This is a genomic window from Solirubrobacter phytolaccae (assembly GCF_027587195.1).
In the GTDB taxonomy this organism is placed as follows: domain Bacteria; phylum Actinomycetota; class Thermoleophilia; order Solirubrobacterales; family Solirubrobacteraceae; genus Solirubrobacter; species Solirubrobacter phytolaccae.
Genome location: NZ_JAPDDP010000072.1, coordinates 1 through 13,630 on the forward strand (window position 1 = coordinate 1; position 13,630 = coordinate 13,630).

At 71.0% G+C, this 13,630-nt stretch carries 12 protein-coding genes and 1 pseudogene; 3 read left to right on the forward strand and 10 right to left on the reverse strand.

What is annotated here, in order from left to right; translation table 11 throughout:
* Positions 1–644, forward strand: a pseudogene (locus tag OJ997_RS28375) (hypothetical protein); the annotation flags it as partial.
* Here OJ997_RS28375 and OJ997_RS28380 read toward each other — a convergent pair.
* Positions 619–3,894, reverse strand: coding sequence for a glycosyl hydrolase (locus tag OJ997_RS28380; RefSeq protein WP_270028700.1), 3,276 nt, complete (start codon positions 3,892–3,894; stop codon positions 619–621). The pseudogene OJ997_RS28375 and the gene OJ997_RS28380 overlap by 26 nt on opposite strands.
* Positions 3,895–3,960: 66 nt before the next feature.
* Positions 3,961–4,890 carry a tRNA nucleotidyltransferase/poly(A) polymerase family protein gene (locus OJ997_RS28385; protein ID WP_270028701.1) on the reverse strand — a complete coding sequence of 310 codons (930 nt, stop codon included), beginning with the start codon at positions 4,888–4,890 and terminating at the stop codon, positions 3,961–3,963.
* A gap of 44 nt (positions 4,891–4,934) precedes the next feature.
* Between OJ997_RS28385 and OJ997_RS28390 the strand changes: the two genes are divergently transcribed.
* Positions 4,935–6,236 (forward strand): outer membrane protein assembly factor BamB family protein, encoded by a 1,302-nt coding sequence (locus OJ997_RS28390; RefSeq protein ID WP_270028702.1) that lies wholly within the window; start codon positions 4,935–4,937, stop codon positions 6,234–6,236.
* Here OJ997_RS28390 and hisF read toward each other — a convergent pair.
* Positions 6,220–6,996, reverse strand: a complete 777-nt coding sequence (gene hisF / locus OJ997_RS28395; RefSeq protein ID WP_270028703.1) for an imidazole glycerol phosphate synthase subunit HisF — start codon at positions 6,994–6,996, stop codon at positions 6,220–6,222. The genes OJ997_RS28390 and hisF overlap by 17 nt on opposite strands.
* Positions 6,997–7,001: 5 nt before the next feature.
* Between hisF and OJ997_RS28400 the strand changes: the two genes are divergently transcribed.
* On the forward strand, positions 7,002–7,283 hold the full coding sequence (locus tag OJ997_RS28400) for a hypothetical protein (RefSeq protein WP_270028704.1): 282 nt from the start codon (positions 7,002–7,004) through the stop codon (positions 7,281–7,283).
* Between the two features lie 438 nt (positions 7,284–7,721).
* Here the strand turns inward: OJ997_RS28400 and hisA are convergent, their stop codons facing one another.
* Genes hisA through murA form a run of 7 tightly spaced genes read right to left on the reverse strand, consistent with a single transcriptional unit; the run spans position 7,722 to position 13,618 of the window.
* The gene (hisA, locus tag OJ997_RS28405; protein ID WP_270028706.1) at positions 7,722–8,450 is read right to left on the reverse strand and encodes a 1-(5-phosphoribosyl)-5-[(5-phosphoribosylamino)methylideneamino]imidazole-4-carboxamide isomerase; all 729 of its coding nucleotides are present in this window, start codon (positions 8,448–8,450) and stop codon (positions 7,722–7,724) included.
* Entirely contained in the window at positions 8,447–9,052 is a 606-nt protein-coding gene (gene hisH, locus OJ997_RS28410; protein WP_270028707.1) for an imidazole glycerol phosphate synthase subunit HisH, read from the reverse strand. The genes hisA and hisH overlap by 4 nt, the downstream gene beginning before the upstream one ends.
* Positions 9,049–9,651 carry an imidazoleglycerol-phosphate dehydratase HisB gene (gene hisB, locus OJ997_RS28415; protein ID WP_270028709.1) on the reverse strand — a complete coding sequence of 201 codons (603 nt, stop codon included), beginning with the start codon at positions 9,649–9,651 and terminating at the stop codon, positions 9,049–9,051. The genes hisH and hisB overlap by 4 nt, the downstream gene beginning before the upstream one ends.
* Positions 9,648–10,748 carry a histidinol dehydrogenase gene (locus OJ997_RS28420; protein ID WP_270028711.1) on the reverse strand — a complete coding sequence of 367 codons (1,101 nt, stop codon included), beginning with the start codon at positions 10,746–10,748 and terminating at the stop codon, positions 9,648–9,650. The genes hisB and OJ997_RS28420 overlap by 4 nt, the downstream gene beginning before the upstream one ends.
* Positions 10,749–10,794: 46 nt before the next feature.
* Entirely contained in the window at positions 10,795–11,412 is a 618-nt protein-coding gene (gene hisG, locus OJ997_RS28425; protein WP_270028712.1) for an ATP phosphoribosyltransferase, read from the reverse strand.
* Positions 11,409–12,329, reverse strand: a complete 921-nt coding sequence (locus tag OJ997_RS28430; protein WP_270028714.1) for an ATP phosphoribosyltransferase regulatory subunit — start codon at positions 12,327–12,329, stop codon at positions 11,409–11,411. Before OJ997_RS28430 ends, hisG begins: the two co-directional genes overlap by 4 nt.
* On the reverse strand, positions 12,326–13,618 hold the full coding sequence (gene murA / locus OJ997_RS28435) for a UDP-N-acetylglucosamine 1-carboxyvinyltransferase (RefSeq protein WP_270028715.1): 1,293 nt from the start codon (positions 13,616–13,618) through the stop codon (positions 12,326–12,328). The genes OJ997_RS28430 and murA overlap by 4 nt, the downstream gene beginning before the upstream one ends.
* Positions 13,619–13,630 lie beyond the last annotated feature (12 nt).

Sequence of the window (13,630 nt, forward strand, 5' to 3'; positions counted from 1 at the left end):
CTGGGCGTCCGCGCACTCCCTCCGCCGCGCCGGCCCCGCCCCCGCCGGCCACCCACGCCGCACCGGCCCCCCGCGCCGCGCGGCGCGCGTCCCCGTTCTCCGCCGGGCTTCTCACCCTCCTCGTCGCCGAGCTCTGCCTGGGCGTCTCGGCGGGCGCGATCGACGTCGCCGCGCCCGCTCTCGCCGACGGGTCACCCGGGCTCGCGGCGCTGGCGCTGTCCGCGATGGCCGTCGGCAGCATCTTCGGCTCGCTGTGGGGCGGCCAGTCGTCGATCGCCGCGGACCGGCGGTTCGTCGCGGGCGTGGCGGGCATGGCCGTCGCGCTCGCGGCCTGCGCGTTCGTGACGTCTTCCTACGCGCTGGCCGGCGTCCTGCTGTTCGCGGGCGTCGGGTACGGCGTGTTCAACGTGGGCGTGTTCGAGCTGCTGGACGTCGTGGTGCCGTCGCAGCGGGCGGTCGAGGCGCTCACGTGGCTCACCACGGCGGGCTCGCTCGGCATGGCGGCCGGCGCGGCGGTCGCGGGGCAGCTCGCCCACGACGACCCGCGCGACGCTCTGATCCTCGTGGCCGTGGCGACGGCGCCCGGAGCGATCTTCGCCTTCGGGCGCCGTCAGACGCTCACGGCGTCGTCGTCGACAGCGTGAACGTCACCGTCGTCGCGTAGCTGCCGGTGCGCAGCGGCTCGGTGCGGCCGATCCGCTGTCGGAAGCCGACGTCGACCGTGTCGTTGCTGACCGGACCGGCGTAGGTCTTCGGCACGCCGAGGACCTCGAGCGGCTGGGCGAGGCTGAACGCCCCGTTCTTCAGCCGGCCGGGATCGGAGACGGTCAGCGCCGCGTCGCCCGCGGTCGACGTCACGGTCGCCTGCGTGGACGCGTCGTACGTCTTGTCGATCCCCGGGGTGAACGCCCCGAAGCTCGCCGGCCCGCTGAGGGAGAGCGCCAGCGTCGCCGGGACGGAGCCGCCGACCGTCCCGCCGGCCTCCGTCTGCGCGTACACCGCCGCCTCGCCGTAGGGCACGAGCCGCGCCGGGCCGACGAGGCCGTAGTTCTGCCGCGTGTTGCTCTTGAACGCGACGTCGACGACGCGCAGGCGGTTGTTGAGCGTCGTCGCCACCTCGACCTTGATCGTGTTCTGGCCCTTGATCAGGTACGGGCCGGCGTCGAGCGTGGTGTTCAGCTGGTCGGACGGCGGCAACGCGCGGCCGTTGATCCACACGCGGTAGGTGTCGAACACCTCGCCGAGCTCCAGGTAGGCGGGAGCGCCATCCCACTCGAACGTCGTCGTGTAGGTGCCGAGACCGGAGACGTCAGCCAGCTCGGGGATCGCCGGCCACGCCTTCAGGCCGTCGAGCTGCAGCGTGTGCGGGACGTGGGCGGTCGTGGTCGGGGTCGTGCCGGGGATCCAGTCGTCGACGTCGAGCGACCACTGCGTGAGCGGCTTCGGCGCGGCGACGGCACCGATCGTGGTCGCGACCGCGCGGCCGTCGTCCAACGTCGTCGTGTACGTGCCGGGCGTCGTGTCGCGGATCACGACGTTCTTCCCGTCGGCGCGGACGAGGTCGGCGTCGCTCGCGGTCGCGTGGACCGGCAGCTTCGCCAGGTCCTTGCCGAGCACGAGGATCGTCGTCTGCCCCGCCTTGAGGTCGATCCGCGTCTTCAGCCGCCCGTTGACCACGCTGTAGTTGGCGACCGGCTTGAGCGTGCCGGTCCAGGCGTCGGCCACGTACGGCACGGCGCTGGGGTCGGTCATCGCGAACGTCGCGTCGAAGCTCGCCGCGGCCGTCGCGTGCGTGTTGGCGAGGAAGTAGTAGTCCTTCGCCCCATCCACGCGGTGGGCGGTCTGAACCGGCTGCACCGAGCCGTACTCGACGTCGCGCTGGACGTTGAGCGCCGCCAGCGCGACCGGGATGCCGGCCCGGTCGGCGACGTTGCGGACGGTCGGCTGCCCGAGCAGGTCGACGACCGCGGCCTTCACCGCGTCCACCTCGCCCGGCTTGGCCAGGCCGCTGACCGTCGGCGCGCTCCAGTTGCCGACCAGCACGATCGGCAGCCCCGCCTTCGCCCACGCGACGAGCTTGGTCGCGGTGCTCGCGCGCAGCCAGATGCCGCGGCTGAACGCGACGTCGCCCTCGATCACGAGCGTCTTGAAGTTCGGCCCGTCCGGCGCGAGGCGACCGTTCCGCACGCTCGCGGTCGGCAGGTCCAGCAGCGACTCGGAGATCGTCTCGTTCGTCCAGCCGATCTGCGTGCCGCCGTCCTTGAGCACCTGCGCGGCCTCACGCGTGTCGGGCGTGAAGAACGGCGCGCCGTAGCCCGCGGCCACGTACCCGGTCTGGGCGAGCACGGCCGCGTCGAGCTGGTTGCGGCCGGTCTGCATCACCTCCTGGTTGCGAGCGAAGTACGCGCTCACATCGCTCACGTGCTTCCAGGTCGGCTGGCGCGGGCCCCACGACTCGCCGTAGCCGGAAGCGCCGTTGTACGGGCTGAACGCGGCGAACCCGGGCCAGCGCGCGGCGGGCGCGGTCAGGTAGCTGAAGCCGTGGAAGACGTTCTGGTTGACGCCCGCCGCGAACATCGGGGCGAGCTTGCGCAGCGTCTGGTCCCACGTGGTCGCGTAGGCGCCGCCGGCGGTCGCGCCCGCCTCGTTGGACAGGATCGTGTTGCCGGCCATGTCGCGTGCGCCGGCCTGGCGCCGGTAGTCGTCGAGGTTCTTGAAGCCGAGCGACTCGCCTTCGGGGATGTCCACGAGCGCGCTCGCCTGCATCGCGTCCGTCTGCAGGCCGTACGGCTGGACGCGCAGCTTCAGGCCGAGCGCGTTCGCCCACGCCTTCAGCGGCTTGACGTGGTTGTCGTTGTAGAGGTTGGTGAGGACCAGGTTGATGTCGCGGCGGACGCGGCCGTTGGTGTCGCTGTCGTAGTTGAAGATCGTCTTCTCGTCCTGCTTGACGATCAGCGGCAGGTACGGGATGAGGCTGTAGCCGAGCTGGGCCTCGAAGGCGTCGGCGAACTCGGGCGTCCAGATCGTCGCGTCGGTCTCGATCTCCAGCGAGTCCTCGAAGAAAGCGCCGCCCGCGTCCTTGATCAGGCTGCGAATCGTCGGCGTGAGGATGTGCCCGTCCCAGAAGTCGGTGATCGCGGCGGTGCCGGCCTTGCTGAAGTGGTCGACGACGTAGGAGTCCGGCGTCGTGTGGTTGCTGCCCTCGGGCTTCTGGCCGGAGCCGCGCTCCCAGTAGGCGATCAGGAGCCAGTTGCCGCTGTCGGGCGGCGTGAACGTGACGTTCTCGCCGTCGGGCGTGAGGTTCACCAGCGACGCCTTGTCGAGCGTGTAGGCGGTGCTCGGCGGGTTGCCGGCGGTCGCGATCTTCAGCGCCTGCACGTACCGGAGCTGCTTCGTGGTCACCCCCGAGGCCGGCGCGATCACCGGCGCCGGGGCCGGGCCGCTGAACGTCTGGCCGCCGGTGATCGTCGCGCGCCCGTACGCGAGCTCCTTGATCGCGGAGCCGCTGTCCGGCGTGATGGACGGGACCGCGGACGGCCAACTCGGCCCGGACGCGAAGTCCATCGTCATCCCGCGGGCCTTGGCGCGCTCCAGCGCGACCTGCATCGCGTCGACCCAGGCCTGCGTGCCCCAGCCGTGGCCGGCGGGGTCGAGGCCGGTGGACGTCGAGTGGTGCACGTCGGAGATCTCGGCGCCGCCGAACCCGGCGTCGGCCATCTGGTCGACCTCGTTGGCGATCTCGGCGTTGTCGACGAGCGCGTTCGGCCACCACCAGCGGAACTTCGGCTGCACCTCACGGGGTGGATTGGCGAAGTCCGACGGGAAGTCCGCCGCCTGCGCGGGCATCGCGACGCCCAGGGACACGCCGACCACCAACAAAGCCAATCTCCGCACCGGTCTCTCCTCCGTGTTGGGAGGGAGAGAATATGTGCGTTTTACGGCCTAGTCAACCTAAAACGATCATGAGAGCGCAGCATCGAGCTGTGAGGCGCGGTCGGGCGCACGGCCCTCGAGCAGCGCGACCGTCGCCTTTTCCAGCCCCTGGCCGATCTGCGCGCCCGTCAGCCCGCGTTCGATCAGGTCGCGGCCGTTGATCTCCAGGGCGAGCCCGCTCACGTGGTCCCGCCAACGCCGCGCGCCTTCGTTGCCCGCCGCGACGAGCAGGTCGATCGTCTCGGGGCGCTCACGGCGCAACAGGCGCCACAGGTCCGCGTCCGGGACGTCTGTACGGGTGTGGAGCTTCGTGGCGGCGGTGATCTCGGGCACGTCCGACAGCGGGCCGTACGTCGGCAGCAGGTGCGGCGCCTCGCCGAGGATGAGCCGGACCTCGCGGTTCACGCGGTCCTGGCTGACGGTCTTGAGGAGGTCGAGGTCGAACAGCGCCGCCGTGCGTGGGTCGGCCGCGAAGCCGAACCGCTCGGCGTAGCGGACCAGCCGCAGCATGCGGGTCGGATCGTCGATGAACGAGCGGTCGTGCAGCACCCGCAGGACGCCGGCCTCGAGATCCTCCCGCGCATTGGGATAGGCGACCTCGCGCCCGTCGAGGCTGCGCGCGATGGCGTTGACGGTGAAGTCGCGGCGGCCGAGGTCCTGCTCGATCGTCGCGCCGAGCTGCACGGTCGGCAGCGCGCCGGGGTGCGCGTACGTCTCGGTGCGAGCGGACGTGAGGTCGAAGCTGTCCGCTTCCGTGCGGATCGTGGCCGTGCCGAAGCGCTCGTGGACGGTCAGCTCGCCGCCGAGGCGCTCGGCGGCGCGGCGCGCCACCGCGATGGCGTCACCTTCGACCACGAAGTCCAGCTCCTTCGGCGTCCGGCCGAGGAGCTCGTCCCGCACCGCGCCGCCGACCAGGTAGACCTGCGGCTCGTCTCTCAGCGCCTCGAACGCGTCCATGGCCCACATGTTCCGTTAAGTGGCCCGACTACCCTGCTTCGCCGATGACGGCCAGGAAGAAGTGGATCCTGGGGGCCGCCACCCTCGTGCTGCTCGTGCTCGTCGCCGGCGGCGCGGTGTTCGCGCTCACGCGACCCCCTGAGGACGTGAACAACGCGGACGTCGCGTTCGAGGAGGAGCCGACGGTCACCGCCGTGCCCACGGCGATCCCGACCGAGCCCCCAGCCGAGTCCAAGAAGGTCGACCCGCTGCGCAACTTCATCTGGGCGGGCTACGGCTACTCCAAGGACCGGCGCCGCTTCCTGCCCGCGTCGAAGCTGCTGCGCCCGCCGTTCCGGCGCGTGTGGACCTACCCGGGCTCGATCCTCATGGAGTTCTCGCCCGCGATGGCCGAGGGCAAGCTGTTCCTGCTGCGCAACAACGGCGCGCTGCATGCGGTCGACAAGCGCACGGGCAAGGCCGTCTGGAAGAAGAAGATCGGCGTGCTGGCCGCCTCCACTCCCGCCTACGGGAACGGTCGGATCTTCGCGACCGTGCTCTCGCGCGGGAAGGGCAAGGCGGGCGCGGTCTTCGCGCTGGACGCCAAGACCGGCAAGATCCTCTGGAAGCGGCTCCTGCCGTCGCGCTCGGAGTCCTCGCCCGTGTTCGACGGCGACCGCATCTACTTCGGCTCCGAGAACGGGACGATCTACAACCTGCGCGCCGGCGACGGCGCCGTCCGCTGGACGTTCAAGGCCTCCGGTGCCGTCAAGGCCGGGCTCGCGCTGGCCAACGGCAAGCTCTTCTTCGGCGACTACAAGGGCCGCGTGTACGCGCTCCGGCAGCCCGACGGCAAGCAGGTCTGGTCCTCCACGACGCGCGGCGCGCGCTTCGGCCTCGGCTCCGGGCAGTTCTACTCGACGCCCGCCGTCGCCTACGGCCGCGTCTACGTCGGGAACACCGACGGCCGCATGTACTCGTTCTCGTCCTCGAACGGCAAGCTCGCGTGGACGAAGGGCACGGGCTCCTACGTGTACTCCTCGCCCGCGGTCGCGCAGGTGCCGGGTGGCAAGCCGACCGTCTTCTTCGGGTCCTACGACGGCTACTTCTACGCCGTCGACGCGCGCAACGGCAAGCAGCTCTGGCGCCACAAGGACGGCGGGAAGATCAGCGGCGCGCCGACCGTGGTCGGCGACATCGTCTACTACTCCAACTGGGGCAAGAAGACGACCACCGGCCTCGGCGTGCGGACCGGCAAGAAGGTCTTCTCGATGGGCCGCGGCGCGTTCAACCCCGTGATCAGCGACGGCCGGACGATCTTCCTGACCGGCTACTCGTCGCTGTACGCCCTCAGGCCAAAGGGTTAGCGGCGATCGGCCGGGTCTCGAACCCGGCCTTGCGCAGCGCGTCCTTGACCTCGGGGATCGTGTGGCTGCCGTAGTGGAAGATCGACGCGCACAGCACGGCGTCCGCCCCGACCGTCAGCGCTTCGACCAGGTCCTGCGGGTGCCCCGCCCCACCTGAGGCGATCACGGGCACGTCCACCACGTTCGCGACCCGGTTCGTGAGCCGGAGCTCGTAGCCGTCGTTGGTGCCGTCGCGGTCCATCGAGGTCAGCAGGATCTCCCCCGCGCCGCGCTCCACACCTTCCCGCGCCCACTCGAGCGCGTCCTTGCCGGTCGGCGTGCGCCCGCCGGCCACGTACGCCTCGTACGACCCGTCTGGCCGCCGCTTGGCGTCGATCGCCAGCACCACGCACTGCGCGCCGAACACCTGCGCGAGCTCGTCGATCAGCTCCGGCCGCGCCAGCGCCGCCGAGTTGATCGCCACCTTGTCCGCGCCCGCCCCCAGCACGTCGTGCGCGTCCTGCACCTGCCGCACCCCGCCGCCGATCGTGAACGGCACGAACACCTGGTCCGCGGCGCGCCGCGCCAGCTCGACCACGGTCGCCCGCTTGTCGCTCGTCGCGGTGATGTCCAGGAAGATCAGCTCGTCGGCGCCCTGCGCGTCGTAGTGCGCGGCCAGCTCCACCGGGTCCCCGGCGTCGCGGATGTCGATGAACTTCGTGCCCTTCACGACACGGCCGTTGTCCACGTCCATGCAGGGGATCACACGCTTGTAGTGCACGCCATATGACCCTAGCCGCCGTTGACGGTGCGTTCCCGCCCGGCGTAGCCTCGACGCGTGCCGTCGGGGTGATCAACCTCCTGCTGTACGAGCTCGAAGCGCCCGAGGCCGTCGGCGTCGGCCTGGTCGTCCTCGTCCTGGGCAGCGTCCTCTGGTCCTTCCTGACCTACGAGCGCGCCGACGCCCTCCGGGGCCTGTTCCCGACCGAGCGGTCATGGCCGTCCGACGGCGACGACCACGGCAGCGGGGACGGCGACGGAGGCGACGCGGGAGGCGGCGGCGAGTAGGAATCGGGCCGCGCGCCACGAACCGCCCCGCGATGGATCACGAGCGGGTGGGAAAGCGTCGTGTTCTCGCTGCCGCGAACCCGATGTAGCGGACACCGTCCATCGCCGCGCGCCTCGAGCGCCTCGAACGAGCGCCAACGCGCCAACACGGTGAACAGGGCTAAAGGTTCTGGCCCGGCCTGCCGATAACAGGATCAGACCGCCCGCCGAGGCGGTCTTTCTCGTTCTAAGGGGCGGCTAACCCGCTCGTAAGACCTTGCGTGGCGGCGTCACCGAAGCGGACCGGCGGGGTCTTGTTTGACATGACCAGATACGAGCTCAAGCAAGTGCAAGCCATCGCCCTCGACGTCGAGCCGGACGAGCGGGGGAACGTCTCCGTGATCGTGCGTCTTGAAGACGAGCGCTCGACCGCGCTCGCCTTCAACGCCAACTGAGACGCTACTTGCCGTCGAGGGCGGCCTGGCCCTCGGCGACAGTGAACTTCTTCTCGTACAGGGACTTGCCCGCGATCACGCCGGACAGGTTGACCTGGCGGAGCTCGGCGAGCGCGCGGAGGTCGTCCAGCGTGCCGATGCCGCCCGAGTAGATGAAGCGGCCGCGGACGGCGTCGGCGACGGTCTTCACGCTCTCCAGGTCGGGGCCGGTGAGCTTGCCGTCGCGGGAGACGTCGGTGTAGATGAAGGAGCGGACGCCGCGGCTCGTCAGGCGCTGGATGGCGTCGACGACGGGCAGCGAGGTGGTCTGGGTCCAGCCCTCGGTGGCGATCATGCCGTCCTTGACGTCCACGGCGATCATGATCCGCGGGCCGTACTGGGCGACGACGTCGTCGAGGAAGTCGATGTCGCGGAAGGCGGCGGTGCCGATGACGGCGCGCTCGGCGCCGGCGCGCAAGGCGTCGCGGACGTTGTCGACCGTGCGCAGGCCGCCGCCGTACTGGATCGGGATGCCGGTCTCGGCCACGATCCGGCGCAGGTGGTCCAGGGACTTCGGGGCGCCGGAGCGGGCGCCGTCGAGGTCCACGACGTGCAGGTAGCGAGCACCGGCCGCGACCCACGACTTGCCGGCTTCGACCGGGTCGTCGTGGTAGGTCGTGGAGTCCTCGAACTTGCCTTCGACCAGGCGGACGGCCTGGCCTTCCATGATGTCGATCGCCGGATAGAGGATCATGCGACCGGCACTGCGGCCAGCGCCGCGAAGTTCTTGAGCATCTTCAAACCGTCGATCGAGGACTTCTCGGGATGGAACTGGGCGGCCATGACGTTGTCGCGCTCGACGACGCTCACGAACCGCTCGCCGTACTCGCTCACGCCGACGACGTCACCGTCATCGGCGGGGCGGCAGGCGAAGGAATGCACGTGGTAGAAGGCCGCGGCGTCGCCGAGCCCTTCCGTCAACGCGGACTCACGACCGAAGCGCACGAGGTTCCAGCCGATGTGCGGCAGCCGCGGCGACTCGAGGCGCGTCACGGTCCCGGGCAGGATCCCCAGGCCGGCGGCGCCCTCGTGCTCGGTGGAGGACTCGAACAGCAGCTGCATGCCGAGGCAGATCCCCAGCAGCGGCACGCCGGCGGCGGCGCGCTCGATCAGCTGCTCGCCCAACCCGGTCCGCTCGATGCTCCGCATCGCCTCCGGGAAGGCACCCACGCCCGGCAGGATGATGGCCGAAGCGTCCCGCACGTCGCTCGTGATGACCGAGGCAGCACCCACGTGCGCCAGGGCCTTCTCGACGCTGCGCCGGTTGCCCATGCCGTAGTCGGCGATCGCGATCATGAGGTCAACGTCCCCTTGGTCGACGGCACGCCGGGCTCGTCCGGATCGATCGCGACGGCGGCGCGCAGCGCCCGCGCGAACGCCTTGAAGCACGCCTCGATCATGTGGTGGGCGTTCGTGCCCGCCTGCAGCTCGATGTGCAGCGTGAGCCGCGCGGCGGAAGCCACAGCGCGGAAGAACTCCTCGGCCTCTTCGTAGTCGAAGCCGTTGATCGACCCGCTCGGCAGGCGATCGAAGCCGGTCACCAACGTGTATGGGCGCCCCGAGATGTCCACGGAGCACTCCGCGCGCGCCTCGTCCATCGGCACGACCGCGTGCCCATAGCGGTAGATCCCCGCACGGTCGCCCAGTGCGCGATCCAGCGCCTGCCCGAACACGATCCCCGTGTCCTCGACCGTGTGGTGCGCGCCCGTATGCAAGTCGCCGGCGACCTTCACGTCGAGCTCCAGCCGCCCGTGGCGGGCGAGGAGGTCGAGCATGTGGTCGAAGAACCCGACGCCGGTGGAACGGGTGCCCTCGCCGTGCCCGCTCAGGGACAGCGAAAGCGAGACGTCCGTCTCACCGGTCTTGCGATCGATGGCAGCGCTTCGAGTACTCACGGGCGGGAATTCTGACGCAACCGCATCGAGGCGGCATGGGCCTCGAACGCCTCGGCCTCCGCGATCGGCACGCCGGCGGCCGCCAGCGACGCCGCCGCGGAGCCCACGCGCACCTCCGCCATCCGCCGCCGGAAGTGGCGCACGTTCAGGCCCGAGGCGAAGCGCGCGGCGCCCTCGGTCGGCAGAACGTGGTTCGAACCCACCACGTAGTCGCCGAACGCGGTGCCGGATTCCGAGCCGACGAACAGGCAGCCAGCGGAGCGAATCCGCGGCGCCAAGGCCTCAGCCGCCTCCCCCGCGAGCTGCAGATGCTCGGGCGCGAGGACCTCCACGAACGCCAGCGCGTCATCCATCGACTCCACGAAGACGCCGTGCTGCGCGTCCAGCGCGTCCAAGATCGTCTGATCGTCCGACACCGCCACCGTCAAGGAACCCTCGCCGTGCTCGGCCTGCCCCGCCAGGTCGGCGCGCAACGCCTCCATGTCGGCGCCGTCGGTGGCGATCACGGTCAGGTCCGAAGGCCCCGCGAAGCCGTCGATGCCGACCACGCCGGACACCTGCCGCTTGGCCTCCTGCACCCACAGCGAGCCGGGCCCGACGATCACGTCCACGCGCGGGATCGAGTCCGTGCCGTACGCCAGCGCCGCGACCGCCTGCGCGCCCGTCACGGCGAAGTAGCCGTCGGCGCCGCACAGCTCCGCCGCGCCGACCATCACCGGATGCGGCGCGCCGACCACGTAGACCTCGTCCACGCCCGCGGCCTGCGCCGTCACGACGCCCATCACGACCGTGGACGGATACGGATTTCGACCACCGGGGGCGTACACCGCCGCGCGCCGCACCGGCACCTCACGCAGCTTGATGCTCTGCCCCTCGGGGAACTTGACCTCGCGGTCGCGGTCGAGGCCGGACGTGGCCACGGCGCCGACGTTGCGGATCGCGACCTCCAAACCGGCCCGCACGTCGTCCGGGAGCGAACCCGGTCCCGGCGCGAACGGCGGACGCGCCCCGCTGCCGAACTGCGACTCGAAGTGCTCAACCGCCGCGTCGCCCTCCGCCCGCACCGCGGCGATGATCTTCGCGACGTCCTCAGCCACGGACGCGCCCGGAGGCACCGATGCGCGGATGCGAGCGGCGAGCACCTCAGGCCCCACGCAGCTTCTCCACCACCGCGTCGATCTCCGCCGCCTTCACCCGGTACGACACCGGGTTGGCGATGAGCCGCGCGGTCGCGACCGAGATCTCCTCGCGGATCACGAGCCCGTTCTCGCGCAGGGTCGTGCCCGTCGCGGTCAGATCGACGATGCCGTGGACCATGCCGGTGAGCGGTGCGAGCTCGACGGAGCCCTTGACCTCGACGATCTCGACCTGGCGCCCCGTCTTCTCGAAGTAGGCCGAAGCCATGTTCGGGTACTTGGTGGCGATCCGCATGCTGCCCAGGCGGCGCAGCGCCTCGGCCGCGGGGTCCTCCCCGTCGACCGTCGCGAACACCATCCGGCAGCGGCCGAACCCGAGGTCGAGCAGCTCGTAGACGTCGCGCTCGGGATGCTCGGCGAGCACGTCCTTGCCCGTGATGCCGATGTCCGCGGCGCCCGACTCCACGTAGGTCGGGACGTCGGACGGGCGCATCGTGATCAGGCCGGACTCCTCGAACAGGAGCTTGCGGTCGTTCGAGCGCACCTCGGCCGTGTCGATCCCGAGCACGTCGAGCAGGTCGAGCGCCTCGCGCATCAGCGCGCCGCGCGGGACAGCGATCCTCATCGTCCCTCTCCCAATGCCGCGGCGTGGACGCGTTCGACGTCCAACGCCCAGCCGCAGGCCGGCAGAGAGCGCCCGAAGCGGCCGAGAAGGTCGTCGTAGCGCCCGCCGCCACCCAGCGGCGCGCCGAAGGCGGCGTCGTAGACCTCGAACACCGGGCCCGTGTAGTAGCCGAGCGTCCGGACCAGGCCGAGGTCGAAGATCACGCGGTCGGCGACGTCCGGCGTGAGCAGCTCGAACACCTCGCGCAGCGGCTCGCCCTCGGGCACGATCTCCACCCCGCCGCGGGCTCGCGCGACGTCGAGGAGCGCCGCGGCGCCGACACCGGAGAGCTCGCGCTCGAGCCCGACCATGTCGCCGGAGCCCAGCTCGCGCAGGATCGCGGCGCGCGCGCCCTCGGGCACGCCCTCGCGCTCCAGCACGCGCCCGAACAGGGACGCGTCGCCGAGGCCGACCTTGTAGGACTTCAGCCCGGCGGCGTCCAGCGCGGCGCACAGGACGGTGACCGCCTCGGCGGTACCGCTCGGCCCCGGCGCACCCACGAGCTCGATCCCGGCCTGCAGGATCTCGCGCGACTGCAGCCGGTGCTGGCGCACGGCCCGGTAGGCGTGCGCGACGTACGAGAAGCGCAGCGGGATCGGCGCGCTGGGGTAGCGGGTGGCCACCACGCGCGCGATCGGGATCGTCATGTCCGAGCGCAGGACGAGCACGTTGCCGTGCTCGTCGAACAGCCGGTAGGCGGGGTCCGCGGCCGCGGAGTCACCGCGCGTGAGCACGGCCTCGTACTCCAGCGCGGGGGTCGAGACCTCGCCGTACTCGAAGCGGTCGAAGACCTCGCGCATGGCGTCGGTGATGACGCGCAACTCGCGAAGCTCGTCCGGGAGCACATCCCGGGTGCCGCTCGGAATCGGGTGGATCACGTCACCGGCACGCGCTCGATGTTCGCGCCGAGCGCACGGAGGCGCTCGTCGATCCGCTCGTAGCCGCGATCGATGTCGCGCACGTTGTGGATCTCGCTCGTGCCCTGGGCGCAGACGGCGGCGATCAGCATCGCCATGCCGGCGCGGATGTCCGGGGACGAGACGCGGGCGCCGCGCAGCTGCCGCGGGCCGATCACGATCGCCCGGTGCGGGTCGCAGATCGTGATCTCCGCGCCCATCGAGATCAGCTTGTCCACGAAGAACAGGCGGTTCTCGAACATCTTCTCGAAGATCAGGACGCTGCCCTCGGCCTGGGTGGCCAGGGCGACGGCGATCGACGTGAGGTCGGCCGGGAACGCGGGCCACGGGCCGTCTTCGATCTTGGACTGGTAGTTGCCGGCGTCGCGCTGGACGACCAGCTTCTGGTTGCCCGGGATGTGGCAGGTGCCGTCCTCGCGCATCTCGGACTCCAGCCCGAGGCGCCGGAACGCCAGCCGGACCATGCGCAGGTCGTCGGCGACGCAGCCCGTGATGTCCAGCTCACCGCCGGTCACGCCCGCGAGGGCCATGAACGAGCCGATCTCGATGTGGTCGGGCGAGACGGCGTGGTCGCAGCCGCCGAGCTTGGCGACGCCGTGCACGGTCATCACGTTCGAGCCGATGCCCTCGATCGCGGCGCCCATCTTGTTGAGCATGCGCGCGACGTCCTGCACGTGCGGCTCGCACGCGGCGTTGCGGATGATCGTGGTGCCGGCGACGCCCGCGGCGGCCATCAGCGCGTTCTCCGTACCCATCACGGACGGCTCGTCCATGAAGAAGTCACAGGGCGTGAGGCCGCTGTCGGGGGCGGTGATGACGATGTCCTTCCCGTGCTCGACCGTGGCGCCGAGCGCCCGGAAGGCATCGAGATGCGGATCCAGCCGGCGACGGCCGATCACGTCCCCACCGGGCGGCGGCATCGTCGCGCTCCCGAAGCGCGCGAGCAACGGGCCCGCGGCCAGGAAGGACGCACGAATGCGCTCCGCCAAGTCGGCGTCCACGTGCGTCTTGCTCACGTTGGCCGCGTTCATCTTGACCGTGTTGAGGTCGATCCGCTCGACGGTCACGCCGAGGTCCACGAGCAGCTCCAGCAGCGCCTCTGTATCGCGGATCGCGGGAACGTTACGTAGCGTGACGTCCTCGTCCGTGAGCAGGGCGCAGGCCAGCAGCGGCAGCGCGGCGTTCTTGTTGCCTGCGGGGGTGACGGTGCCAGACAGCGGCACCCCGCCTTCGATGACGAACTTCTCCATGGGGGCGGCGGC